The organism is Streptomyces sp. S.PB5 (assembly GCF_030403745.1).
Classification (GTDB): Bacteria; Actinomycetota; Actinomycetes; order Streptomycetales; family Streptomycetaceae; genus Streptomyces.
Map to the genome: position 1 here is coordinate 61,567 of NZ_JAQMWP010000025.1, position 22,622 is coordinate 84,188.

General features: G+C 71.3%; 23 protein-coding genes. 11 read left to right on the forward strand and 12 right to left on the reverse strand.

Annotation, left to right across the window (positions count from 1 at the left end; all coding sequences use genetic code 11):
* The first annotated feature begins 210 nt into the window (after positions 1-210).
* The 7 genes from PH203_RS42755 (at position 211) to PH203_RS42785 (ending at position 7,857) form a co-directional block, all read left to right on the forward strand.
* Positions 211-957, forward strand: a complete 747-nt coding sequence (locus PH203_RS42755) for an alpha/beta fold hydrolase (protein WP_289927536.1) — start codon at positions 211-213, stop codon at positions 955-957.
* A gap of 20 nt (positions 958-977) precedes the next feature.
* Complete coding sequence (locus tag PH203_RS42760; RefSeq protein WP_289927537.1) at positions 978-1,967, forward strand: AfsR/SARP family transcriptional regulator; 990 nt, start codon at positions 978-980, stop codon at positions 1,965-1,967.
* Positions 1,968-2,094: 127 nt separating this feature from the next.
* Positions 2,095-3,273 carry a serine hydrolase domain-containing protein gene (locus PH203_RS42765; protein ID WP_289927538.1) on the forward strand — a complete coding sequence of 393 codons (1,179 nt, stop codon included), beginning with the start codon at positions 2,095-2,097 and terminating at the stop codon, positions 3,271-3,273.
* Positions 3,274-3,415: 142 nt separating this feature from the next.
* Positions 3,416-4,444, forward strand: a complete 1,029-nt coding sequence (gene argC, locus PH203_RS42770; RefSeq protein WP_289927539.1) for an N-acetyl-gamma-glutamyl-phosphate reductase — start codon at positions 3,416-3,418, stop codon at positions 4,442-4,444.
* A gap of 145 nt (positions 4,445-4,589) precedes the next feature.
* Entirely contained in the window at positions 4,590-5,741 is a 1,152-nt protein-coding gene (gene argJ / locus PH203_RS42775) for a bifunctional glutamate N-acetyltransferase/amino-acid acetyltransferase ArgJ (protein WP_289927540.1), read from the forward strand.
* A complete protein-coding gene (argB, locus tag PH203_RS42780; protein ID WP_289927542.1) occupies positions 5,738-6,664 on the forward strand; it encodes an acetylglutamate kinase in 927 nt (308 codons plus the stop codon). Before argJ ends, argB begins: the two co-directional genes overlap by 4 nt.
* Entirely contained in the window at positions 6,661-7,857 is a 1,197-nt protein-coding gene (locus PH203_RS42785; protein WP_289927544.1) for an acetylornithine transaminase, read from the forward strand. The genes argB and PH203_RS42785 overlap by 4 nt, the downstream gene beginning before the upstream one ends.
* 128 nt (positions 7,858-7,985) lie before the next feature.
* Here the strand turns inward: PH203_RS42785 and PH203_RS42790 are convergent, their stop codons facing one another.
* Positions 7,986-8,963, reverse strand: coding sequence for a ParB/RepB/Spo0J family partition protein (locus PH203_RS42790; RefSeq protein ID WP_289927545.1), 978 nt, complete (start codon positions 8,961-8,963; stop codon positions 7,986-7,988).
* 421 nt (positions 8,964-9,384) lie between these two features.
* On the opposite strand from PH203_RS42790, the gene PH203_RS42795 reads away from it, so the two are divergent.
* A complete protein-coding gene (locus PH203_RS42795) occupies positions 9,385-10,071 on the forward strand; it encodes an LmbU family transcriptional regulator (protein WP_289927547.1) in 687 nt (228 codons plus the stop codon).
* Positions 10,072-10,098: 27 nt separating this feature from the next.
* Here the strand turns inward: PH203_RS42795 and PH203_RS42800 are convergent, their stop codons facing one another.
* On the reverse strand, positions 10,099-10,743 hold the full coding sequence (locus PH203_RS42800) for an FMN-binding negative transcriptional regulator (protein ID WP_289927548.1): 645 nt from the start codon (positions 10,741-10,743) through the stop codon (positions 10,099-10,101).
* Between the two features lie 224 nt (positions 10,744-10,967).
* Here PH203_RS42800 and PH203_RS42805 point away from each other — a divergent pair, with 224 nt between their 5' ends.
* Complete coding sequence (locus tag PH203_RS42805; protein WP_289927549.1) at positions 10,968-12,320, forward strand: lysine N(6)-hydroxylase/L-ornithine N(5)-oxygenase family protein; 1,353 nt, start codon at positions 10,968-10,970, stop codon at positions 12,318-12,320.
* Positions 12,321-12,395: 75 nt separating this feature from the next.
* On the opposite strand, the gene PH203_RS42810 is transcribed toward PH203_RS42805, so the two are convergent.
* Positions 12,396-12,593 carry an MbtH family protein gene (locus PH203_RS42810; protein WP_289927588.1) on the reverse strand — a complete coding sequence of 66 codons (198 nt, stop codon included), beginning with the start codon at positions 12,591-12,593 and terminating at the stop codon, positions 12,396-12,398.
* Between the two features lie 189 nt (positions 12,594-12,782).
* Positions 12,783-13,247 carry a nuclear transport factor 2 family protein gene (locus tag PH203_RS42815; protein WP_289927550.1) on the reverse strand — a complete coding sequence of 155 codons (465 nt, stop codon included), beginning with the start codon at positions 13,245-13,247 and terminating at the stop codon, positions 12,783-12,785.
* Positions 13,248-13,386: 139 nt separating this feature from the next.
* Between PH203_RS42815 and PH203_RS42820 the strand changes: the two genes are divergently transcribed.
* Positions 13,387-14,148, forward strand: a complete 762-nt coding sequence (locus PH203_RS42820; RefSeq protein WP_289927555.1) for an alpha/beta fold hydrolase — start codon at positions 13,387-13,389, stop codon at positions 14,146-14,148.
* A gap of 75 nt (positions 14,149-14,223) precedes the next feature.
* On the opposite strand, the gene PH203_RS42825 is transcribed toward PH203_RS42820, so the two are convergent.
* The 4 genes from PH203_RS42825 to PH203_RS42840 form a co-directional block, all read right to left on the reverse strand.
* Complete coding sequence (locus PH203_RS42825; protein WP_289927557.1) at positions 14,224-15,000, reverse strand: ABC transporter permease; 777 nt, start codon at positions 14,998-15,000, stop codon at positions 14,224-14,226.
* A complete protein-coding gene (locus tag PH203_RS42830; protein WP_289927559.1) occupies positions 14,997-15,959 on the reverse strand; it encodes an ATP-binding cassette domain-containing protein in 963 nt (320 codons plus the stop codon). Before PH203_RS42830 ends, PH203_RS42825 begins: the two co-directional genes overlap by 4 nt.
* Positions 15,960-15,986: 27 nt before the next feature.
* On the reverse strand, positions 15,987-16,658 hold the full coding sequence (locus PH203_RS42835) for a DUF4097 family beta strand repeat-containing protein (protein WP_289927589.1): 672 nt from the start codon (positions 16,656-16,658) through the stop codon (positions 15,987-15,989).
* Positions 16,659-16,883: 225 nt separating this feature from the next.
* The gene (locus PH203_RS42840) at positions 16,884-17,339 is read right to left on the reverse strand and encodes a type II 3-dehydroquinate dehydratase (protein WP_289927561.1); all 456 of its coding nucleotides are present in this window, start codon (positions 17,337-17,339) and stop codon (positions 16,884-16,886) included.
* A 505-nt stretch (positions 17,340-17,844) separates the two neighbouring features.
* Here PH203_RS42840 and PH203_RS42845 point away from each other — a divergent pair.
* Positions 17,845-18,891: a LuxR family transcriptional regulator gene (locus tag PH203_RS42845; protein ID WP_289927562.1), complete on the forward strand. Its 1,047-nt coding sequence runs from the start codon at positions 17,845-17,847 to the stop codon at positions 18,889-18,891.
* Positions 18,892-18,900: 9 nt separating this feature from the next.
* Here PH203_RS42845 and PH203_RS42850 read toward each other — a convergent pair whose 3' ends face one another.
* Genes PH203_RS42850 through PH203_RS42865 form a run of 4 tightly spaced genes read right to left on the reverse strand, consistent with a single transcriptional unit; the run spans position 18,901 to position 22,572 of the window.
* Positions 18,901-19,572 (reverse strand): 4'-phosphopantetheinyl transferase superfamily protein, encoded by a 672-nt coding sequence (locus PH203_RS42850; RefSeq protein WP_289927563.1) that lies wholly within the window; start codon positions 19,570-19,572, stop codon positions 18,901-18,903.
* On the reverse strand, positions 19,569-20,408 hold the full coding sequence (locus PH203_RS42855) for a metallophosphoesterase (protein WP_289927564.1): 840 nt from the start codon (positions 20,406-20,408) through the stop codon (positions 19,569-19,571). Before PH203_RS42855 ends, PH203_RS42850 begins: the two co-directional genes overlap by 4 nt.
* A 27-nt stretch (positions 20,409-20,435) precedes the next feature.
* Positions 20,436-21,776 (reverse strand): cation:proton antiporter, encoded by a 1,341-nt coding sequence (locus PH203_RS42860; RefSeq protein WP_289927565.1) that lies wholly within the window; start codon positions 21,774-21,776, stop codon positions 20,436-20,438.
* 10 nt (positions 21,777-21,786) lie between these two features.
* Positions 21,787-22,572 carry an alpha/beta fold hydrolase gene (locus PH203_RS42865; protein ID WP_289927567.1) on the reverse strand — a complete coding sequence of 262 codons (786 nt, stop codon included), beginning with the start codon at positions 22,570-22,572 and terminating at the stop codon, positions 21,787-21,789.
* Between the last annotated feature and the right edge of the window lie 50 nt (positions 22,573-22,622).

The following is a 22,622-nucleotide window of genomic DNA, read 5'->3' on the forward strand; positions in this document are numbered from 1 at the left end:
CGCGGCGGTGGCGAACCGCTCGGGATCTCGCCGGATCCGGCCCCAGCCGCGCTCGGGTTTTCTCCGCTCCCGACCAGGACCTGCGCACCGCCGCCGGAGGTTCGCTCAAGGGCCGCCACACCTGCGGCGGAGGGCGGCTGGAGATCCCGGCCGGGCGGCCCCGGGGCGTTCTATGCTCCGCAGGTGCGCGGCCCGATCCGAGGGGGAGCGATGGACGGCACAAGACCCGAACTGCGGCTGTTCGTCCTGCACCACGCGGGCGGCTCCCACGTCCCCTACCGCCGCTGGCCCGCCGGGCTGCCGGACACCTGGGACGTGCGGCTGCTCGACGCCCCGGGCCACGGCCACCTGCTCGATCTGCCGCAGATCTCCGACGCCGGCCGGCTCGCCGACTTCCTCATCGACGCCGTCAAGCCCGAACTCACCTGCCCGTACGCCCTGTTCGGGCACAGCATGGGCGCCCTCGTGTCGTACGAGATGACCCGGCGGCTCGTCGGGCGGGGGCTGCCGCTGCCGGTGTGGGTCGGGGTCTCCGCACGTCCGGCGCCGCAGTCGGCGGGGCCGGTCAGCGCGTATCACGAGCTGCCCGAGGCCGAGTTGCGCAGCCGGCTGCAGGCGCTCGACGGCACACCCGAGGGGGTCTTCGACGACCCCGAGCTGTGGGCCCTGCTGGAGCCGGTGATCCGGGCCGATCTGCGCCTGGTGGAGAGCTGGCGGCCCGGCCCCGACACCGGTCCTCTGCCGGTGGCGCTCTCCGCGTTCGCGGGCCGCGAGGACCACTCCGCCTCCCCGGCGCGGATGGCCGGGTGGGAGGAGCACGCCGAGCACTTCCTGGGTCTGCGGGTCTTCGACGGCGGTCACTTCTACTTCCAGGACGACCCCGGTCCGCTGCTGCGGCAGATCGCCCGGGATGCGGCCACGGCGCTCGACGCGGCGGGCGCGGCGCGTTCCTTCTGAAGGCTCGGTGGAGGGAAGAGATGGAGTTCCGCATCCTCGGTCTCGTGGAGGTCCGGGACGAGCAGGCCGGCCGGCGGATCCTGCCCGCCGGTGTGAAGCAGCGCGCGCTGCTGGGGGCGCTGGTGGTGAAGGCCGGGCACCATGTGTCCGGGCACCGGCTCATCGACGAGCTGTGGGGCGACCACCCGCCCGCCAACGCGGCGAACGCGCTGCAGGGGCATGTGGCCCGGCTGCGCCGGCTGCTGTCCGGCCCGGGTGAGCAGGGCTCCGGACCGCACGCGCGGTCGCCGTGGATCGCCACCACTTCGCGCGGCTACACCCTGCGGCTGGGCCCCGTGGAGACGGACGCCGCACGCTTCCAGCGCCTGACGGGCGAGGCCCGGCGGGTCCTGCCCGCCGACCCGGGCCACGCCGCCGAACTGCTGCGCCGGGCCCTGTCGTTGTGGCGCGGGCCGGCGCTGGAGGGCAGCGTGCTCGGCGACATCTGCGCGGCCGAGGCCGCCCAGCTGGAGGAAGGCCGGCTGACCGCGCTGGAGATGATGTACGGCGCGTGTCTGCGCACCGGGCGGCACCGTGAGATCACCGGTGAGCTGGTCGAGCTGATCACCGACCATCCGTTGCGGGAGAAGTTCTACGACCTGCTGATGGTCGCCTTCTACCGCTGCGGCCGGCAGGCGGAGGCGCTCGGCGTGTACGACCGGGCCCGCGGCCGTCTCATGCGCGAACTGGGGGTCGAGCCGGGCCCCGGTCTGCGCGGTCTGCGGGAGGCGATCCTGCACCACGATCCCGCCCTCGCCGCCTCGGCGCGCCCCTTCCCGGCCGATCTGCCCTGGGCCTCCCCGCAGCACGCCCGGACCGCGCCCACGACGGCCGAGGACGCGGTCCTGCCCCTGTGCGAGGAGATCGCCCGGCTGCACCGCCGGATCGAGCGGCTGCAGTCGGAGCACACCCAACTGCTGCGCCGTTTCGACGAGTTGACGGCGGGCGCCGCTCAGCGGGTGACGGGCTGAGCCACCCGCCCCGTTCTCGTGCGCGGCCTTGAACAAGCTATCGGCACCCGGCACGGGTGACCTACCTTCGTCGCACCCCCCACAAGTACGACATCAGCCAAGTACGGACGATTTTCAGGAGCGGGGAATGACGAAACGGACGAGCCCGAGGGCCGGCCTGGTGGGTCTGGCGGCGGTCGCGATCACGGCGACCGCCTTCACGGGCCCCGCCCGGGCGGCGCAGGACACGACCGGCGCGGGCGGCCACGAGGCGACACGGCTCGCCCTGGAGGCGGCCGTCACGGCCGGTGTCCCCGGGGTCACCGCCGAGGCACGGGACGCGGGCGGGGTCTGGAAGTCGGCCGTGGGCGTGGGCAACCTGCAGACGGGCGAGCCGCGCGGGAAGAACGACCGGTTCCGGGTCGGCAGCATCACCAACACCTTCGTGGCGACCGTCCTGCTGCAGATGGAGGCGGAGAAGAAGATCGACCTCGACGACAGCGTCGAGCGGTATCTGCCCGGTGTGGTGACGGGCAACGGCAACGACGGCAACGCGATCACCGTGCGCGAGCTGCTCAACCACACCAGCGGCCTGTACGACTACCTCGCCGACGTGACGTACTACGAGACGTACGTGCTGGGCGACGGCTTCCTCAAGCACCGGTACGACACCCTGACGCCGGGGCAGCGTCTGAAGGTGGCCTTCTCCCACCCGCCGCTGTTCCAGGCGGGCGCCCGGCACTCCTTCTCCCACACCAACGACATCCTGGCCGCGCTGATCGTCGAGAAGGTCGCCGGGACGCCGTACGAGAAGGAGGTGCGCAAGCGCATCATCAAGCCGCTGGGGCTCAAGGCGACGTCGAACCCCGGGACGGGCACCACCGTTCCGCAGCCGAGCAGCCGCGGGTACTCCAAGCTGTTCTTCGCCACACAGCCGGACCGGATCGACGACGTCACCGAGTTGAACGCGTCGCAGATCTGGGGCGACGGCGACATCATCTCCAGTGCCGGTGATCTGAACCGGTTCTACAAGGCGCTGATGGGCGGGAAGCTGCTGCCGGCGCAGCAGCTGGCGGAGATGAAGACGACCGTCGTCAATCCCGATCTGCCGATCTCGTCCTACGGGCTCGGTGTCGAGCGGATCTCGCTGGGCTGTGGCACAGACATCTGGTACCACGACGGAGGCACGGTCGGGTGGCTCACACTGGCCGCCTTCACCGAGGACGGCAGTCATCTGCTCACCTTCAACTACAACGGCGACTGGGAGTTCTCGCAGCTGCTGCCCACGCTGACGGCCGAGTTCTGCGACCCGCCCGCCACCAGCTGAGACACATCCGGGGAGCCGGCCCGCAGCCCCCGATGCGGGCCGTGCACACCCACACTTGAAATTGTCATGTTCATGATGAGCATGATGGTGGCCGGGTCCCTGATCGCGTTACCAACGACATGTCTGTCAACGGGGAGGATTCATGACAGTACGAGCAGCCGTGGCCGGAGCGAGCGGCTATGCGGGAGGCGAACTCCTGCGTCTGCTTCTGGCCCACCCTGAGGTGGAGATCGGCGCCCTGACCGCGCACTCCAGCGCCGGACAGCGGCTGGGCACGCTCCAGCCGCATCTGGCTCCGCTGGCCGGCCGGGAGGTGCAGCCCACCACCGCCGACGCCCTCGCCGGCCATGACGTGGTCTTCCTGGCGCTGCCGCACGGCCAGTCCGCCGCCGTGGCGGAGCAGTTGGGCGAGCAGACGCTCGTCATCGACTGCGGCGCCGACTTCCGCCTCGCGGACGCGGCCGACTGGGAGCGGTTCTACGGCTCGCCACACGCGGGCACCTGGCCCTACGGCCTGCCCGAACTGCCCGGAGCCCGCGCCGCGCTGGCCGGCAGCCGGCGCATCGCGGTGCCGGGCTGCTACCCGACCGCCGTCACCCTGGCCCTCTTCCCCGCGTACGCGGCGGACCTGGCCGAGCCCGAGGCGGTGGTCGTCGCGGCGTCCGGCACGTCAGGGGCCGGCAAGGCGCCCAAGGTGGACCTGCTCGGCAGCGAGGTCATGGGGGCCATGCGGCCGTACGGCGTGGGCGGCGGGCACCGGCACACACCGGAGATGATGCAGAACCTCGGCGCCGTGGCCGGCCGCCGGGTCGCGGTCTCCTTCACGCCGACCCTCGCCCCGATGCCCCGCGGCATCCTCGCCACCTGTTCGGCCGCGGCGCGGCCCGGGGTGAGCGCGGGCGACGTACGGGCCGTGTACGAGAAGGCGCTGGACGGGGAGCCGTTCGTGACGCTGCTGCCCGAGGGGCAGTGGCCCAGCACCGCGGCCGTCCACGGCTCGAACGCCGCACAGATCCAGGTCGCCCTGGACCCGGCGGTCGGCCGGATCATCGCGATCAGCGCCATCGACAACCTCACCAAGGGCACCGCGGGCGGCGCCGTGCAGAGCATGAACGCCGCGCTCGGACTGCCCGAGACCCTGGGGCTTTCCACGATCGGAGTCGCCCCGTGAGCGACGCACGCACAGCCATCGGGCCGCAGCCGACGACAGCCGCACCTCTGCGCTGCACGGGCGGCAGTGACAGCAGCCTCCCCCACGCTCGGCTTCGCCCGAGCGGGAGGCACCCCCATCGCAGCGGAGCGAACAAGGAGATCCAGTGAGTGTCACCGCAGCACGAGGGTTCACGGCGGCGGGTGTCGCCGCCGGGATCAAGCAGAACGGCAGCCGGGACCTGGCCGTCGTCGTCAACGACGGGCCGCGCCACACCGCGGCGGGTGTCTTCACCTCCAACCGGGTACAGGCCGCCCCCGTCCAGTGGTCCCGGCAGGTCCTCGCGGACGGACGGATCCGTGCGGTCGTGCTCAACTCCGGTGGCGCCAACGCCTGTACGGGACCGCAGGGCTTCCAGGACACGTGCGCGACCGCCGAGAAGGCCGCCGGGCTGCTCGCTCTGGACGCGACCGACGTGGCCGTCTGCTCGACGGGGCTGATCGGCGTGACCCTGCCCATGGACCGGCTCCTGGCCGGCACCGAGAGCGCCGTCGCCCTGCTGTCCGACTCGGGCGGGGAGGAGGCGGCCCGCGCGATCATGACCACCGACACGGTGCACAAGACGGCCGCCGTCACCCGGGGCGGGTGGACCGTCGGCGGCATGGCCAAGGGGGCGGGCATGCTCGCGCCCGGACTCGCCACCATGCTCGTGGTCCTCACCACGGACGCCGACCTCCCGAGTGACGTGCTGGACACGGCACTTCGGGCCGCGACCCGGGTCACCTTCGACCGGGTCGACTCCGACGGCTGCATGTCCACCAACGACACCGTGCTGCTGCTCGCCTCCGGAGCCTCCGAAGTCACCCCGGAGCACGAGGAGTTCACCGAGGCCGTCCGCGAGGTCTGCGCCGATCTGGCGCGGCAGCTCATCGGGGACGCCGAGGGGGCCAGCAAGGAGATCCGTATCGAGGTCGTGAACGCCGCGAGCGAGGACGACGCCGTCGAGGTGGGGCGCTCGATCGCCCGCAACAACCTCCTCAAGTGCGCCGTCCACGGCGAGGACCCCAACTGGGGCCGTGTTCTGTCCGCCATCGGCACCACCTCCGCCGCCTTCGAGCCCGACCGGCTGAGCGTCGCCATCAACGACGTGTGGGTCTGCAAGAACGGCTCGGTGGGCGAGGACCGCACGCTGGTGGACATGACCGGACGCGAGGTGCGGATCACCGCGGACCTCGCCGCGGGCGCGGAGACCGCCGTCATCTGGGCCAACGACCTCACCGCCGACTACGTCCACGAGAACAGCGAGTACTCCTCATGAGCGCTTCACCGTCTCTTCAACCCAAGGCCCGCGCCCTCGTCGAGGCGCTGCCCTGGCTGGCGCGGCACCACGGCAAGACCGTGGTCATCAAGTTCGGCGGCAACGCCATGGTCGACGACGACCTCAAGGCCGCCTTCGCCATGGACATCCTCTATCTGCGCCACGCGGGCCTGCGCCCCGTCGTGGTGCACGGCGGCGGCCCGCAGATCAGCGCCCAGCTCGAACGGCTGGGCCTTGAGTCCCGGTTCGAGAGCGGCCTGAGGGTCACCACCGACGAGACCATGGAAGTCGTCCGCATGGTGCTCGCCGGGCAGGTGCAGCGCGAGCTCGTCGGGCTGCTCAACGCGCACGGGCCGCACGCGGTCGGGCTGACGGGCGAGGACGCCCGTCTGATGACCGCCGCCAAGCGGTACGCGGAGAAGGACGGCAAGCCGGTGGACATCGGCCGGGTCGGCGAGGTCGCCCAGGTCGACGCCGGGATCGTGCAGGAGCTCATCGACAACGGACGCATCCCCGTCGTCTCCTCCATCGCCAGACCTGAGGACGCCAAGGACGCCGCCGAGGGCGGGGTCTTCAACGTCAACGCCGACACCGCCGCCGCGGCCCTCGCCGCCGCGCTCGGCGCCGAGATGCTGCTCGTCCTCACCGATGTCGAGGGCCTGTACGCGAACTGGCCGCACAGCAAGGAGGTCATCCCCCGGCTGACCACGACCGAACTGGCCGGGCTGCTGCCCGGGCTGGCGTCCGGGATGATCCCCAAGATGGAGGGCTGCCTGCACGCCGTGACCAACGGAGTGGGCTCCGCGCGCGTCATCGACGGCCGGGTCAAGCACTCCATCCTGCTGCAGCTCTTCACCGACGACGGGGTCGGCACGGTGGTCGTGCCGGACGACGAGGCGGGCGTCGAGGGGGCGACGGCATGAGCGGCAACGAAGCGCTGACCCGCCGCTGGCAGGGCGCCATGATGGACAACTTCGGCACCCCCCGGCTGCCCCTGGTCAAAGGCGAGGGCGCCCGCGTCTGGGACGCGGAGGGCAACGAGTACCTCGACTTCATCGGCGGCATCGCGGTCAACGCGCTCGGCCACGCGCATCCCGCGATCGTCCGGGCCGTCTCCGAGCAGGTCGCCTCGCTCGGGCACGTCTCCAACCTGTTCCTCGCCGAACCGACGGTGCGTCTCGCCGAACGCCTGCTGGAGCTCTCCGGGCGCCGGGGCCGGGTCTACTTCTCCAACTCCGGTGCCGAGGCGAACGAGGCCGCCTTCAAGATCGGCAGACTGACCGGGCGCCGGCACATGGTGGCGACGGCCGGCGGCTTCCACGGCCGCACCATGGGCGCCCTGGCCCTCACCGGCCAGCCCGCCAAACAGCGCCCCTTCGAACCACTGCCCGGTGACGTCAGCCATGTGCCCTACGGCGATGCCGACGCCCTGCGCGCGGCAGTCACCCGGGACACCGCACTGGTGGTCCTGGAGCCCCTGCAGGGCGAGAACGGCGTGGTCGTGCCGCCGCCCGGCTATCTCCGGGCCGCCCGTGAGATCACCGCGGCGACCGGCACGCTCCTGGTCCTGGACGAGATCCAGACCGGCATCGGGCGTACCGGCCGCTGGTTCGCGGCCGAGGCCGAAGGCGTCGAGGCGGATGTCGTCACCCTCGCCAAGGGTCTGGGCGGCGGACTCCCCATCGGCGCGACGCTCGCCTTCGGCGCGGCCGCGGAGCTGCTCACCCCGGGTGCGCACGGCTCCACGTTCAGCGGGAACCCCGTGGTGTGCGCGGCCGCCCTGGCCGTGCTGGACACCATCGAGGGGGCCGGCATCCTCGCCCACGTGACGGCGACGGGTGAGCGGATCCGGCGCGGCGTGGCGGCGTCGGGCCACCCGCTGGTGCGCGAAGTGCGGGGCGCCGGGCTGCTGTTGGGCATCGTGCTCGACGGCCCGTTCGCGGCGCGGGTGCAGCAGGCGGCCCAGGACCGGGGTCTGCTGGTGAACGCGGTGGCGCAGGACGTCGTACGGCTCGCACCGCCGCTGATCGTGTCGGACCGTGAGGCGGACACGTTCCTGGACGGTTTCGGGGCGGCGCTGAGCGCGGTGCACGACGAGGTGCTGACGGCGGTCTGACGCTGCCGGGGGCGGGCGCCCGCACAGTCCCGCGGCCGAGGCCCGGGCAGTCGGCGCCCGGCTCCGTCAGTGGCGGGCTCGACCGGGTACGGACAGCGGCTCGACCCCGTCGGCAGCGCCGCTGCGGGTCACATCGAGCGGGTCTCCAGTTCGTTGGCGAGACGGAGCCAGTGGTCGGCGCAGCGGCGGGCGGCCTGGGCGAGGAGGTCGGCGCGGTGGGCGGGGACACTGCGGGCCAGACGGAGCCACTTGGCCTCGTCGCCGAGGGAGTGGGCGCCGAGGAGCTGCAGGAGCATGCGGCCGGCCTCGGTGCGCAGGGAGGGGTCCTTGCACAGGCTCGGCAGCTGGAGGCCTATCTCGGCGGCCGGTGTGCGCGTCACCCGGCGGCCGCCGGCCAGTTGCGGGAGGGCCTCGGCGGGCGCCGGACCCTCCTGCTGGGGGCGGGATTTGGAGGGCAGGGGGTCCTGCCCCTGCCGTATCCGGTCACGGACGTCCTTGGCGGTGGCCGTGGCGATGCCCGCCTGTTCGGCGATCTCCCGCAGCGACGCCCCGGGGTTGGCGGCGATCACCTGGCTCGCCCGCAGCCGGCCCTCGGTCGCCTGCAGGGGACGTACGCGTCCGTCGCGGCCCACGCGCGTGTTCAACTGTCCATTCTGGCCGGTCGAACGGCGCCGGATGGCCGCGACCGTGCCGGCCGCGAGCCCGACGCCCACCGCGATCCGCCGGTCCGACCAGTAGGGACGGGCCGCCAGGATCCGCTCCGCCGCGGCCGTCCGGTCGGCCTGCGACAGCGGCAGACCGTGGGTGATGTTGAGCCACACCGCCCGGGCGAAGGCCTCCACTTCCCCGCCCTCGAAGAACTCCACGTCGATGGTGGTGTCGCCGCGCAGCCGGGCCGCCTTGAGCCGGTGCATCCCGTCGACGACGCGCATCGTGTCGCGGTGCACCAGGATCGGCGGCAGCGGTGAGTCGATCCTGGCGAGCGTCTGGACGCGCTCGGCGTTCTCGCCGTCGATCCGCGGGGAGTCGGAGTCCAGCAGCGCGTCCACGGGCACTGTGGCCCGCCGCTGTCCGGCCGTTTCCCCCGTGACCAGTTGAAGACCCATCACAGGACCCTCCTCCGCGCTGTCGCGCCGGTGATGATCAGGACGTGCGTGTGTGTACGCGTTACGGATCCGCTCTGCGGGCGTGTCGGCCCGGGGCGCCGAGGCGCGATGCGTCGCGAGGGTGCGCGGCGGGAGTCCGTCACAGATGCATGGGCCGTGTCACAGCGATCAATTCCGGCCGAGATCGAACATACCCTCCAACCGGAAGGGCGTGAAGAAAGGGGCATTCCTGTCCCGTCGGCGGGACAACACACCGATGTCGCCACGGTGTTCGCCGCGCAGCCGTTCGAGCATCGCTCCAGCCTGCCCTGGGAGGCTTTCCGCCGGATATGTGCACCCGTCCCATGGAGGCATGATGGCGAGTCAGGCCGGTCGAACCGCGGAGTCGCGCAGCGGCCCGCCACCCGCGCGCCGTGGACAGGTGCTGACGACGAAGGTCGGCCTTCAGATGCCGACCGGGATGGCCTACGACGAGTGGGAGCGGGCCGGGCGGCAGCTGGCCGGCATCGTCGACTCGTCGGCCTGGTGGATGGGCGACTGGCTGACGTACGGGAAGGACCACTACACCGACCGGTACCAGCGGGGTATCCGCGCCGCCGGGCTGCAGTACCAGACCCTGCGCAACTACGCCTGGGTCGCGCGGCGTTTCGCCTTCCATCGGCGGCGGCCCGCATTGAGTTTCCAGCACCACGCCGAACTGGCCTCGATGCCGGTGGAGGAGCAGGAGCTGTGGCTCGATCGCGCCGAGCAGGGACAGTGGTCCACCAAGCAGCTGCGCGGCGCCCTGCGGGCCGCGCGTCAGAATGCGCGGCCGGGTGTCGCCGCCGAGCCGAGCCGCCGTCTGGAGCTTCCCGGCAGCCGGCTGCGGTGGTGGCACCGGGCCGCGGAGCAGCAGGGGGTCGATTTCGAGCAGTGGGTGATGACCACGCTGGACAGCGCGGCCGCGTCCGCCCTGGAAGGGGCCGGCCGGCCCGCGGAGCGTCCGGAGTTCCCCGGGTTCAGGGCTGTCGGGGGCGGCCCGGCCGCGCCGACCGCGGGCGTCCCCGCGGAACGTGCGCGGCCCGAGGGCCTCGCCGGGCGGGCCCGGCCGGTGGCCGTCAGTGTCTGAGGCCGGCGGCGGGGCCCTCGGCGCAGCTCACGGCAGCCGGCTCATCAGCCCGGCGGTCTCGCGCTTGTACGTGCACGCGCTCTGCCCGAAGTTCTCCCGCACCCTCTCGCGCACCTCCCCCGGCTGCTCCTGGCTCAGCTTGAACATGCCCTCGGCCCCGGTCACCGTGAACCGGAACGCGCCGACGCCGGGCGCGATCTTGCGGAAGTAGTCGAGGGACTCGGTCATGTCCCAGCCGTTGCCGAACGCCCCCTCGAAGGCCCGCACGGTGGACTCCACCACGTCCAGCGTCTCGTCCATCGAGTCGATCTTCTCCACCACGCCCCGGACGTGCACCGCGGTGAAGTTCCAGGTCGGGGCGGCCGGCGTCACCTCGTACACCGTCGGCGAGACATAGGAGTGCGGACCGGTGAACGTCAGCACCAGGACACCGCCCGTCTCCAGCGCCGCCCAGTGCGGGTTCGCCCGGTTCATATGGCCGAGCAGCGTGGCCCCCGGCAGATCGCCGGACCAGTCGCCGGAGGTCTCCGGGTCGAAGATGACCGGCAGATGGGTGGCGAACGGACCTTTCTCGGGGCTTCCATTGGCCACCGCGAGCGCCAAGGGATTTCGGCGGACCAGATCCACCATCCACGAACTCTCCGGTTCGCGGTAAAAGTTGGGCACGAACATCCGGATTCATCCTTTCGACGCCGATATTTCGAGAATCCGCGCCGACCGTACCTCCGTCCTGTCGACAGGACAACGATTTCGATTGTCGAGCAGCCCGATACGGGCTCTCGAACGGCGTTCATGCCGTCTTCAAGTTGCCTTTGAGACACTCGCCGGAGCAACACCGCACAACGGTCTCTCGGGCCACCGGCCGAGTTTTCCAGACGTAAGTGGGAGAATTTTCTATGGGCATAACGGGTAGGCGCGACCAAGAGATCTACGACGTGGTCGGTATCGGATTCGGCCCGTCCAACATGTCGCTCGCGATCGCGTTGCGGGAGCACGGGGACAGTGCTCCGCGGCATCCGGTCAAGTCCCATTTCTTCGAGCGGCAGTCGACGTTCGGCTGGCACCGGAACATGCTGCTGCCGTCGACGACGATGCAGATTTCCTTTCTCAAGGATCTCGTGACGTTCCGGAATCCGATGTCCCGGTTCAGTTTCGTCTCGTTCCTGCACGCCTCGAACCGGCTGGTGCAGTTCGTGAACAACCAGGACTTCTTCCCGACCCGCCATGAGTTCCACCAGTATCTCGAGTGGGCGGCCGCCGGCCTGCGCGACCAGGTCACCTACGGCGCGGAGGTCACCGAGATCCGGCCCGCCGAGGAGGCCGGGGTCCGCAGGCCCGACCTCCTGGACATCACGGTGCGCGACAGCGACGGCACCACCAGCGTGGTCACCGCCCGCAACGTCGTCATCTCCACGGGACTGGTGCCGAGGCTGCCGGACGGGGTGACGGGCGACGAACGGGTCTGGCACAGCTCGGAGTTCCTGAGCCGGTTCAACGCCCAGGCCCCCGAGGAGCTCAAGAGCGTGATGGTGGTCGGCGCCGGGCAGAGCGCGGCCGAGATCACCCGGTTCTTCTACGACTCGCTGCCGCACGCCGAGGTCTCCGCGGTGATCCCGTCGTACGGCTACTCCGTCGCCGACGACACCCCCTTCGCCAACCAGATCTTCGATCCCAGCGCGGTCGACGAGTACTACTTCGGGACCGAGCGGGCCCGGGACTCGTTCTGGCGCTACCACCGCAACACCAACTACTCGGTGGTCGACGCGGACGTCATCCGGGCCCTGTACCAGCGGTCGTACGACGAGCAGGTGCGCGGCGAGCAGCGGCTGCACTTCCGCAACCTCACCCGGGTCTCCGAGGTGGGGCGCACCGAGAGCGGGACGCGGGTGGTCCTGCACTCGCTGCTCGACGACACCAAGGAGGAACTGGCCGTGGACGCGCTGGTGTTCGCCACCGGCTACGACAGCCTGGACCCGGCCCGCTTCCTCGGTGAGTTCGACCGGCACTTCCTGCGGGACGAGGCGGGCCGGCACCGGTTCACCCGCGACTACCGGCTGGTCACGGAGTCGGACCTGACCTGCGGCGTCTATGTGCAGGGCGGCACCGAGCACACCCACGGACTGTCCTCGGCCCTGCTGTCGAACATCGCGATCCGCAGCGGCGAGATCGCCGATGCGATCGTGCTCGGGCGCACCGAGCGGGAGTTGGGCCGTACCAGCCCGCTCGAGGAGGCATCCTCGGTGGCCTGAGACGACACGCAGGACGAGGGTGGGCCCCGGTGCCGTGGTCATGGCACCGGGGCCCACCCTCGCGCAACGCTCACCTCACGCCGCGCCGGCGGCGGCCGCGCCGGTCCACTGCTCCTCCAGGTAGGTGAGGCAGTCGTCGCGGCTCCCCTCGCCGAAGACGATGCGCCAGCCCGCGGGAACCGCGGTGAACGAGGGCCACAGCGAGTGCTGCCGCTCGTCGTTCACCAGCACGTAGTACCGGCTGTCCGTGTCGTCGAACGGCTTGCTGCTCATCCATCCACTCCCCTTCGAAGACAGCATGTGATGCACCCTCAGCGCGGCGGCCAGCAGCTCGCCCGGCGGACGGTGCGCGTGGTCCGCGTCCTGGCAGGCCAGCGCCAGCGCCTCGGCCCAGGCCCGGGAGGCGGTCTCGGCGCCCGGCGAGTGCCGTACCGGGTACGGGTCCGGCATGGCCTCCTCCGCTCAGGCCAGGTCGTCGCGGGTCACCCGGCGACGGGCGGTGCGCCACCCGCCGTCGGCGGCACGCACCAGGACGTCCTCCATGACGCAGACGTGCAGGGCCTTGGCACCGGCGCCGTCCGGGGTGACGTACACCAGGGCCGAGCAGCGGGTGTGCAGCGAACCGTCCGCCTGGGGCTGGACGTCGAGCATGCCGACCCAGTGGTCGAGACGGTTGCCGGCCTGCCGCTGACGTGCCGCGCCGGTGCGCGCGTAGTGGGCGAGCGCCGCACGGACGGGCAGCGGCTCGGCCAGGGAGGGCAGCGCGACGAGGGCGTCCTCGGTGAAGGTCCTCGTCCAGCGCTCGGTGTCGTGCGCGTCCAGGATCCGCATCTGGTCCGCGTAGAACTGCTGGGCCTGCGCGTAGAGAGTGGCGAACCTCTGGCTCTGCAGCGTGTGTTCGGCGGTGCCGACCAGCTCGACGGTCATGATCTCTGCCTCCCCTGCCGTCCGTGAACTCGATATGGACAGTCTTTGAGGCCCGGATCGGGCATCCTTCAAATCCCCCTCAAGCGAGGGGCAGTTGGATGAGACTGTCGCCCGAACCCCCTGCGTCGATGGAGTCACCATGCGGAAGGCTCAAGAGCCCGAGCTGCGCCTGTTCGTGTTCCACCACTCCGGTGGCTCGCATCTGACGTACCGCGACTGGCCGTCGGCCTTCCCGGCCGGCTGGGAGGTGCAGACCCCGAACGCCCCGGGCCGTGGTCCGATGGACGACCGGCCTGCGCTGGAGAGCGCGGACGCCCTCGTCGCGCATTTCCTGGACGAGCTCGGCGACCGGCTGACGGGGCGGTTCGCGTTCTTCGGGCACAGCATGGGCGGCCTGGTCGCCTACGAGCTGACCCGCCGCCTTCTCGACGCGGGCCGGATCCCGCCGGTCTGGCTCGGCCTGTCGGCGCGCGGCACCCTGCGCCCCGAGGGGGACGCGACGCGACGGCATCTGATGTCCGACGCGGAACTGCGCGCGGAGCTCGCGGCGATGGGCGGCACACCGTCCGAGCTGCTGGCCAACCAGGAGCTGTGGGAGCTGTTCGCGCCGAGCATCCGCGCGGACCTGCGCATCAGCGAGACCTGGCGCACGACGCCCCTGACCGCGCCGCTGCCGGTACCCCTGTCGGTGTTCGGCGGCACCGAGGACACGGTCGCGCCCCCGCACCGCCTGGACGGCTGGGCGGCCGCCTCCGAGCACTTCCTGGGCCTGCATCTGTTCGACGGGGACCACTTCTACTTCCGGGACCGGCTGTCCGAGGTCGCCGGGCGGATCCAGGACGACGTGCGCCGCGCCCTGCTGCTGTCCGAGCCGGCGCCCGCGCTGACGCACCGGGCCTGAAACGCCGAGGGGCGGCGTCCTCCGGCATGGGTGCCGGGGTACGCCGCCCTGGGGCGGTCCGTGTCGCCATGACGGCTACTTGGGGTCGCTGTTGAACTTCTTGGCGGCCCAGAAGTAGCCGAGAACCGCGAGGCCGATGCTCCAGGCGACGGCGAGCCAGCCGTTGTGGCCGATCTCGGTGCCGAGGAGCAGTCCGCGCAGGGTCTCGATCGCGGGGGTGAAGGGCTGGTACTCGGCGATCGGCTGGAACCAGCCGGGCATCGAGTCGAGCGGGACGAACGCGCTGGAGATGAGCGGCAGCAGGATCAGCGGCATCGCGTTGTTGCTGGCGGCCTCGGCGTTCGGGCTGACCAGGCCCATACCGACGGCGATCCAGGTGAGCGCGAGGGCGAAGAGGACCAGCAGACCGAAGGCGGCGAGCCACTCCAGAGCGGTGGCGTCCGTGGAGCGGAAGCCGATGGCGACGCCGACGGCCCCGACCAGGACCACGCTGGCGACCGACTGCATCACACTGCCCACCACGTGCCCGAAGAGCACCGATCCGCGGTGGATCGCCATCGTGCGGAAGCGGGCGATGATGCCCTCGCTCATGTCCATGGAGACGGACACGGCGGTCCCGACGACGGTGGAGCCGATCGTCATCATCAGGATGCCGGGGACGATGTAGGCGATGTAGGCGTCGCGGCCTGCGCCGCCGCTCATCGCGCCGCCGAAGATGTAGACGAACAGCAACAGCAGCATGACCGGCGTGAGCAGCAGGTTCAGGGTGAGCGACGGGTAGCGGCGGGCGTGCAGGAGGTTGCGGCGCAGCATCGTGGTCGAGTCGCGCACGGCCAGGGACAGAGAGCTCATCGGACAGCCTCCTTCGGCTGGGCGGGGACGTCGGAGGGGCCGGTGAGGGCGAAGAAGACGTCGTCGAGGTCGGGGGTGTGCACGGTCAGCTCGTCGGCCTCGATGCCGGCCAGGTCCAGCCGGTCGAGGATGGCGCGCAGTTCGCGCTGGCTGCCGTCACTGGCGAGCTGCAGGGCGAGCGCCTCGTCGTCGCGGGTGGCCTCGCGCAGGGCGGAGGCCGCGGACTGATAGGCGACGGGGTCGGTGAAGCGCAGGCGGACGTGTCCGCCGGGGATCAGACGCTTCAGTTCCTCCGCGGTGCCCTCGGCGGCGATCTTGCCGTCGTTCAACACCGCGATACGGTCGGCGAGTTCGTCGGCCTCCTCCAGGTACTGGGTGGTGAGGAACACCGTCACCCCGTCGGAGACCAGCTCGCGGATGATGCCCCACATGTTGTGGCGTGAGCGCGGGTCGAGCCCGGTGGTCGGCTCGTCGAGGAAGATGATCCGCGGACTGCCGACCAGCGTCATCGCGATGTCCAGCCGCCGCTTCATACCGCCCGAGTACGTCGACGCCGGCTTCTTCGCCGCGTCCGTCAGGCCGAAGCGCTCCAGGAGTTCCGTTGCCACCCGGCGCCCCTCGTGCTTGGGCAGGTGGTGCAGGTCGGCCATCAGGAGCATGTTCTCCTCGCCAGTGATCAGACCGTCGACCGCGGAGAACTGGCCGGTGACCCCGATCGCGCCGCGCACGGACTGCGGGTCGGCGGCGAGGTGGTGGCCGCCGACGTGGATCTCACCGGAGCCGGGGCCTGCGGAGATGAGCGTGGACAGGATCTGCACGGTGGTGGTCTTGCCGGCGCCGTTCGGGCCGAGCAGGGAGAAGATCGTGCCCTCCTCGACCCTGAGGTCGATGCCGTCGAGGACGGTCTTGTCGCCGTAGGACTTCCGCAGCCCGTACGCCGCGATGGCCAGGTTCTTCACGATGTGCTCCTTCTGGAGGCCGTGGGTTCAGAGGCTGCGGGCGGTGATGTCGCCGTAGGACGTGGTGGCGTTGACGGCCAGTGCGGCCTTCGCACCCTCGCTGTTGTTGAGCGCGTTGCTGACCCGGCCGTAGCCGGTGCCGGCGTCGAGCGTGGCGGAGGTGCCGCGGGCGGCGGTGACGTTGATGTCGCCGGCCTGGGTGCGCAGGGTGAGCGTGCCGCGGACCGCCTCGGTGACGGTCAGGTCGCCCTTCTGGGTGCTGATCTCGGCGTCGCCGGTGAGCCGGCCGACCTGGATGTCGCCGCCCTGGAGGGTGAGGCGGGCGCCGGCGGTCTCGTCGAGCTTGATGGGGCCCTGGGCGCTGTCGATGGTGACGTCGCCGAGCCGTCCGACGCCCCGGAACTCGGTGCCGGCGGCCTTGGCCTGAACGCTGGAGCCGGCGGGGAGCTGGACGGTGATCTCGACGGAGCCGGAGGGGCCGAAGAACTGGTTCTTCGCCGGTGCGGCCGTGATCCGCAGAACGCCGTCGCTGAAGTCGACCTCGGTCTCCTCGGCGGCCTTGATGTCGCGGCTCTTGCCGGGGTTGGCGGGACGGACGTCGACCGCGGTGTCGGTGCGGTCGGCGGCGATGAACTGTACGCGGCCCGCGGGAACGTCGAGGACGGCCGAGACGGGGGCGGGGGTGTCGAACCGCTGGATCATGCCGGCGGACTTCTGCATGGCGGGCTCCTTCGTAGGTGACCGGCGCTTGTTCGCCGCGTCGTTTCCGATGACAGAAACGCTACGTTGCATTCATGGATCCAGCAACACGCTCGTTGCGCGTGAAGTTAATAATCGCAGCTCAGAGCGTTGAAATCGTTGCAACGACTCTGAATTTAACGCAACGAGAGCATCCAGGGGCGTTGCAATGCTTGCAAGTGAACGCTATGCGGCGGCCGGACGGTCCGGTCCGGCCAGGTGCAGGAGGGCCTGGGCGGCCAGGCGGTAGCCGTAGGCGCCCAGGCCGACCACGACTCCGCTCGCCAGCGGGGCGATCACCGATTCGTGGCGGAACTGCTCACGGGCCCACACATTGCTGAGGTGCACCTCGATCCACGGCGGGGCGTAGCTGGCGAGGGCGTCGCGCAGGCTCCAGCCGGCGATCATCAGGGCGCCGGGGTTGACGATGGCGCCGACGGTGGTGTCGTTGTGCTGATGGACGGCGCGGACGAGGTCGCCCTCCGAGTCGTGCTGGACGGACACCACTTCCCAGCCCCGGACCTTCACCTCTTCGGCGACCGCCGCCTCGATGTCGGCAAGGGTGTCGGTGCCGTATATCTCCGGCTCACGGCGGCCGAGAATGCCCAGATTGGGACCGTTCAACAGAAGGACGACGCTCAAGGTGGCCACCTCGGTATTCACATTCAGCCATGAAATCGGACGTCTTCCATGCTGTCGCCGCCCATTGCCGTGCGCCAGCATTCGAGTCGCCGGTTCAAGTGGAATCCGAGCTGGAAGGCGGCTTGCGTTCCGGTCGAGATCCGCCACAGGCTCCATGGTCCGAAAGCGTCGCCGACGCATCCCCGACCTAACCTGTCACTCGGACGGCACGGATCCCACGACAGGAGATGTGATGCTCGACTCTCCCTTTCGCCTGCGGCCGACCTCCGCTTTTTTCGTCCTGCGCGACTGCCGGAAAAGTGCCTGTGAATCCGCCCGCCTGTCCGATTCCTCTTTCTCCGCCTGGTCACACGGTGAACTCGAAGAAGGGATTTGCCTCGCGCACGCGGCAGGTCACACAGAACTCGAATGCGGCGGAAATTGCAAGGGTTTCGCGAAGATCTGGCACGCGGCCTCCCTGATCGGAATCCGCGAACTGTCCGCCGCGGCCCGGGCGCTCGCGGACGTGGACCGGCTGCTCGCGACACGGCCCGAGGCCGGTGGCGGCCTGCGGGCGGCCTCGCTGCTGTGCGCGGCGGATCTCGCGTTCGCCCAGGGGGACACCGACACCGCCGTCGGTCTCGCCCGCAAGGGCGCCGACCGCGCCCGGCGCACCGGCCTGCACGGCTTTCTGCCCGACGCCCACACCCTGCTGGCGCTGAGCGCCCTTCGGCAGGGCGACATGAGCGAGAGCATGGAACTCGCCAACCAGCTGCGCGACTGGGCGCTGCTCGGCCGGACCGCCCACCGGCCGGGCCGGTGTGCCTGGGCCGCGGCCCAGCTTCTGGAGCTGCAGGGCGGTACGGCGAGCGCGGCCCAGCTCGTGGTGGGCATCGTCATGGACGACGAGCTGCTCAGGGAGCTGCTCGCGTCCCAGCCCGCCGCCGCGGCCTGGCTCGTACGGGCCACCCGGAAGCTGGGCGACGACGCGTCGGCCCGGCGGGTCGTCTCGGAGGCGGCGGAGCTCGCCGGGCGCAATCCCGGGCTGCGTTCCGTGGTGGCGGCGGCGCTGCACGCGGGCGGGCTGCTGGAGCGCGATGCGGAGCGGGTCGCCGCCGCGGCCGCCGCTCATCCGGACGCCTGGGCCGCGGCGTCCGCCTGGGAGGACGCCGGGAAGCTCTTCGCCGCGCGGGCCGCGGACCGTGAACGGGCGGTCGAGGCACTGGAGTCGGCGGTGGACGGCTACTCGGATCCCGCGGCCCCGCGCGACGCCCGCCGGGTCGTGAGCAGGCTCCGCTCGCTCGGGGTGCGGCGCAGCCACTATCCGCAGTACGGGGCTCAGGACGGCGTGCCCACGGGCTCGCTCACCAACACCGAGGCGGCGGTGGCCGAGCTGGTGAGCCAGGGGTTCACCAACTCCCAGGTGGGAGAACGGCTGTTCATCTCCGGGCACACCGTGGCCTTCCATCTGAAGAAGATCTTCCGGAAGATGAACGTGGCCTCGCGGGTCGAACTGACCAGGGCGTGGAGCCAGTTCTCGAACACGCCGGGCGGGGGCAGCCGGGCCCGCTGAGCGGCCCCGTCAGGTGTGCGGGACGGTCACCGCGGTGGTCACGAGGCCTCGCCCGACCGCCCAGCGTCCCGCGAAGTGCGTCAGCCGCCGGCCGCCGACGAGCGGCCCCCTGACCAGGGCCGCGGCCCGGAAGCCGCCCCGCGGCGCCGTTCCCGGGGCGAGGTGGAACTCGATGTCCGCGTCCGCGAAGTCGAGAGGTTCCCCGGTCAGCGAGAACCACGCCTTGTAGACGGACTCCTTGGCGCTGAACAGCAGTTGGTCCCAGTGCACGGCCGGGTGCCGGGTGGTCAGATAGCCCAGGCGCGCCCGCTCGGAAGGGAGCCGGACGGCGTCCAGGACGTCCCCCGGGAGCGGGGCGTGGGGTTCGGCGTCGATCCCGACGGCGGCCAGGTCCGTCGTCCGGGCAAGGGCCGCGGCGCGGTAGCCGGAGCAGTGGGTCATGCTGCCGGTCAGGCCGGGCGGCCAGCGGGGGGCGCCGCGGGGCGAGCTGGGGACGGGGTGCGGGGCGTGGCCGAGGTCCGCCATGGCGCGGCGGGCGCAGGCCCGTACGGTGGTGAACTCCCGGCGGCGCGTCTCGACCGCGTCGGCCATGAGGGCCTGTTCCTCGGGGTAGAGGGGCACGGCCTCGTCGCCGTAGGTCTCGGCGACGGCCACGGGGGCGGGGAGCAGGTCCGCGATCACAGGATCCGGCGCGGTATTCCGGGCGGGCCCTGGCGGCGCTGCCATTCGCGGGGGTAGCCCACGGAGACCTCCTCGAAGCGGACGCCGTCCTGGTGGGTGGTCCGCGGGATGTGGAGATGGCCGTAGACCATGGCGGCGACGCGGTGTGCGCGATGCCAGTCGGCGGTCAGCGCGGTGCCGCACCACATGGCGAACTCCGGGTACCAGAGCACCTCCGTGGGGTGCCGGTGGAGGGGGTAGTGGTTGAGGAGGACGACCGGCAGGTCGGCGGGGAGCTCGGCGAGTCTGCGCTCGGTCTCGGCGACCCGGGCCCGGCACCAGGCCTCGCGGCTCGGGTAGGGGTCGGGATGCAGCAGGGTCTCGTCGTTGCAGACGACGCCGGTCTCGTGCGCGTAGGCCAGCCCCTCCTCCTTGGTGGCGCAGCCGGAGGGCAGGAACGAGTAGTCGTACAGCAGGAACAGCGGTGCCACGACCACCGGGCCGTCGGGGCCGGGCCAGACCGGGTAGGGGTCCTCGGGGGTCGTGACGCCGAGTTCGCGGCACAGCTCGACCAGGTGCGCGTAGCGGGCGGCGCCGCGCAGGGTGACGGGGTCGCTGGGGTGGGTCCACAGTTCGTGGTTGCCGGGGACCCAGACCACCTTGCGGAAGCGGGCGGTGAGGGTCTTCAGGCACCAGTCGATGTCGGCGACGGTCTCCGCGACGTCGCCGGCCACCAGCAGCCAGTCGTCGTCCGACCGCGGCACGATGCCCTCGACCAGGGCACGGTTGTCGGCGTGACTGATGTGCAGGTCGCTGATGGCCAGCAACTGTCCACGGCCGTCGGCCGTCCCGGTCACCGCTCGCTCCTTCCGGTGCTCGTGCCGTCAGACCGACGCGGCCGGCGGGGAGGCCAGTTCGCGTGACGTCGGGCCGGACAGGCCCAGATCCGCTTCGGCGTGCTCGTCGACGCGGGCCATGGCGATGCGCAGGATGGGCGGCGCCATCAGGGAGGTCACGATCGCGACGAGGACGATGATGGTGTACGTCTCGGTGCCGAGCACCCCGAGCTTGAGGCCCACCATGGCGACGATGACCTCGATCACGCCTCGCGCGTTCATCCCGGCGCCGAGGGCGAGGGCCTCCCAGCGGCCGAGGCCGCTGAGCTTCGCACCGATGTAGGCGCCGACGAACTTGCCGAGGACCGCGACCGCGAGCACCGCGAGCGCGGTGAGCAGGACGGTGGGCTGGACCAGCGCGGTCAGATCCATCCGGAGGCCGGCCGTGGCGAAGAAGACCGGGGCGAGGAAGGACAGGACCGTGACGCGCAGCGGGGCGAGCTTCTCCTGGTCCAGTTCACCGCTGGTGGCGATCAGGACACCGCACACGAAGGCGCCGAAGACCGCCTCCAGCTTCAGGGCCTGGGTCCCCGCGGCGCCGAACAGGACGATCAGGGTGGCCACCGCGACGGTGGGCCCGGGCGAGGCCGCGCGGTTGGCCAGGCGCAGCGCCCACTTGACGAGCGGGCGGCCCACCAGCCAGGCGGTCACCACGACGGCCAGGGGGTACAGGAGCGAGGTGGCTATGGTCCCGGTGGTCAGTCCGACGGTCGCCATCGCCGAGACGATGGAGAGCAGGAACCAGCCGACGACGTCGTCGATGACTCCGGCGGCGAGGGTCAGCTGTCCGACGTCGCGGTGCAGGAGGTTCATGTCCATCAGGGTCTTGGCGATCACCGGGATCGCGGTGACGCACATGGCCACGCCGAGGAAGAGCGCGAAGACGGTCGGGCTGGTGTCACCCGCCATCAGCGAGTCCGGCAGCAGGTAGCCGACCCCGACGCCGAGGGCCAGGGGCAGCAGCAGACCGGCGAGGCTGACCCGCAGCGCGGTGTGCCGGCGCCGTTTGACGAGGTCGAACTTGAGCTCCATGCCGGTGATGCCGACGAGGAGGATGACGCCGATCTGCCCCACCGCGTCGAGCAGATGCTGCTGGCCGGGGTCCTTCGGCAGCAGCCAGCCGGCGAGGTCGGGCCAGACGTGGCTGAGCAGCGAGGGGCCGACGATGACGCCGGCGAGCAGTTCGCCGACGATCGCCGGCATCTTGAAGCGTGCGGCCAACTGCCCCAGGGAGACGGCCAGCAGGAGCAGCACCGCCACCTGCAGCAGGAACACCAGCAGGGTGTGATGGGCCAGGGTCGGTACCGGCGCGGCACTCAGGTCGGTCATGTCGGTCACCTCAGATCCGGGCTTCGTGTCGGCTGCCGGCGCCCTGTCCGGCCAGCCGGTCGGCGAGGAGCGCGGTCACGGGCGTGCTCTGGTCGGCGAGGAAGAAGTGGCCGCCGGGGAAGACCTTCACTTCCGTGGGGCCGGTGGTGTGCACGTCCCAGGCCGCCGCCTCGTCGATCGAGACCCGGGGGTCGTTGTCGCCGGTGAGGACGGTCACCGGGCAGTCGAGACTGCGGCCGGGGGCGAAGCGGTGGGCCATGACGGCCTGGTAGTCGGCGCGGATCGGAGGCAGGATCATCTCCCGGATCTCCGGGTCGGCGAGCAGGTCCGCGGGGGTGCCGCTCAGCCGGAGCAGTTCGACCAGGATCCGCTCGTCCGAGCCCGGGTCCACGCCTTCGCCACGGTCGCAGGAGGGGGCGCGGCGGCCGGACGCGAAGAGGCGTACGGGCGCGGGCAGTCCGGCGTCCTGCAGGCGCAGGCCGAGCTCGTAGGCGAGGACGGCGCCCATGCTGTGCCCGAACAGGGCCAGCGGGCGGTCGTCGAGATGGCGTATCGCCGCGAAGATCCGGTCGGCCATCTCGGAGAGGTCGGTGATGTTGGGTTCGTTGCGGCGGTCCTGCCGGCCCGGGTACTGCACCGCCAGCACCTCCACCGCGGGCGCGAGCGCCTTCGCCAGGGGGAAGTAGAAGCTCGCGGATCCGCCGGCGTGCGGCAGACACACCAGGCGCACCTCACTGTCCGGCGCCGGCTGGTATTGGCGGACCCATTTTCCGAATTGCTCCGGTACGTGAGGCACGGCCAGAAATTCCTTCCGCCATCGCTGTGCTCTTGTCACAGAGCTCTTCA

What these genes read in the sequence shown, in the direction of transcription:
- PH203_RS42755 (WP_289927536.1), top strand. Translation starts at nt 211, where the DNA reads ATGGACGGCACAAGACCCGAACTGCGGCTGTTCGTCCTGCACCACGCG.
- PH203_RS42760 (WP_289927537.1), top strand. Translation starts at nt 978, where the DNA reads ATGGAGTTCCGCATCCTCGGTCTCGTGGAGGTCCGGGACGAGCAGGCC.
- PH203_RS42765 (WP_289927538.1), top strand. Translation starts at nt 2,095, where the DNA reads ATGACGAAACGGACGAGCCCGAGGGCCGGCCTGGTGGGTCTGGCGGCG.
- argC (WP_289927539.1), top strand. Translation starts at nt 3,416, where the DNA reads ATGACAGTACGAGCAGCCGTGGCCGGAGCGAGCGGCTATGCGGGAGGC.
- argB (WP_289927542.1), top strand. Translation starts at nt 5,738, where the DNA reads ATGAGCGCTTCACCGTCTCTTCAACCCAAGGCCCGCGCCCTCGTCGAG.
- PH203_RS42785 (WP_289927544.1), top strand. Translation starts at nt 6,661, where the DNA reads ATGAGCGGCAACGAAGCGCTGACCCGCCGCTGGCAGGGCGCCATGATG.
- PH203_RS42790 (WP_289927545.1), bottom strand. Translation starts at nt 8,963, where the DNA reads ATGGGTCTTCAACTGGTCACGGGGGAAACGGCCGGACAGCGGCGGGCC.
- PH203_RS42800 (WP_289927548.1), bottom strand. Translation starts at nt 10,743, where the DNA reads ATGTTCGTGCCCAACTTTTACCGCGAACCGGAGAGTTCGTGGATGGTG.
- PH203_RS42805 (WP_289927549.1), top strand. Translation starts at nt 10,968, where the DNA reads ATGGGCATAACGGGTAGGCGCGACCAAGAGATCTACGACGTGGTCGGT.
- PH203_RS42810 (WP_289927588.1), bottom strand. Translation starts at nt 12,593, where the DNA reads ATGAGCAGCAAGCCGTTCGACGACACGGACAGCCGGTACTACGTGCTG.
- PH203_RS42815 (WP_289927550.1), bottom strand. Translation starts at nt 13,247, where the DNA reads ATGACCGTCGAGCTGGTCGGCACCGCCGAACACACGCTGCAGAGCCAG.
- PH203_RS42820 (WP_289927555.1), top strand. Translation starts at nt 13,387, where the DNA reads ATGCGGAAGGCTCAAGAGCCCGAGCTGCGCCTGTTCGTGTTCCACCAC.
- PH203_RS42825 (WP_289927557.1), bottom strand. Translation starts at nt 15,000, where the DNA reads ATGAGCTCTCTGTCCCTGGCCGTGCGCGACTCGACCACGATGCTGCGC.
- PH203_RS42860 (WP_289927565.1), bottom strand. Translation starts at nt 21,776, where the DNA reads ATGACCGACCTGAGTGCCGCGCCGGTACCGACCCTGGCCCATCACACC.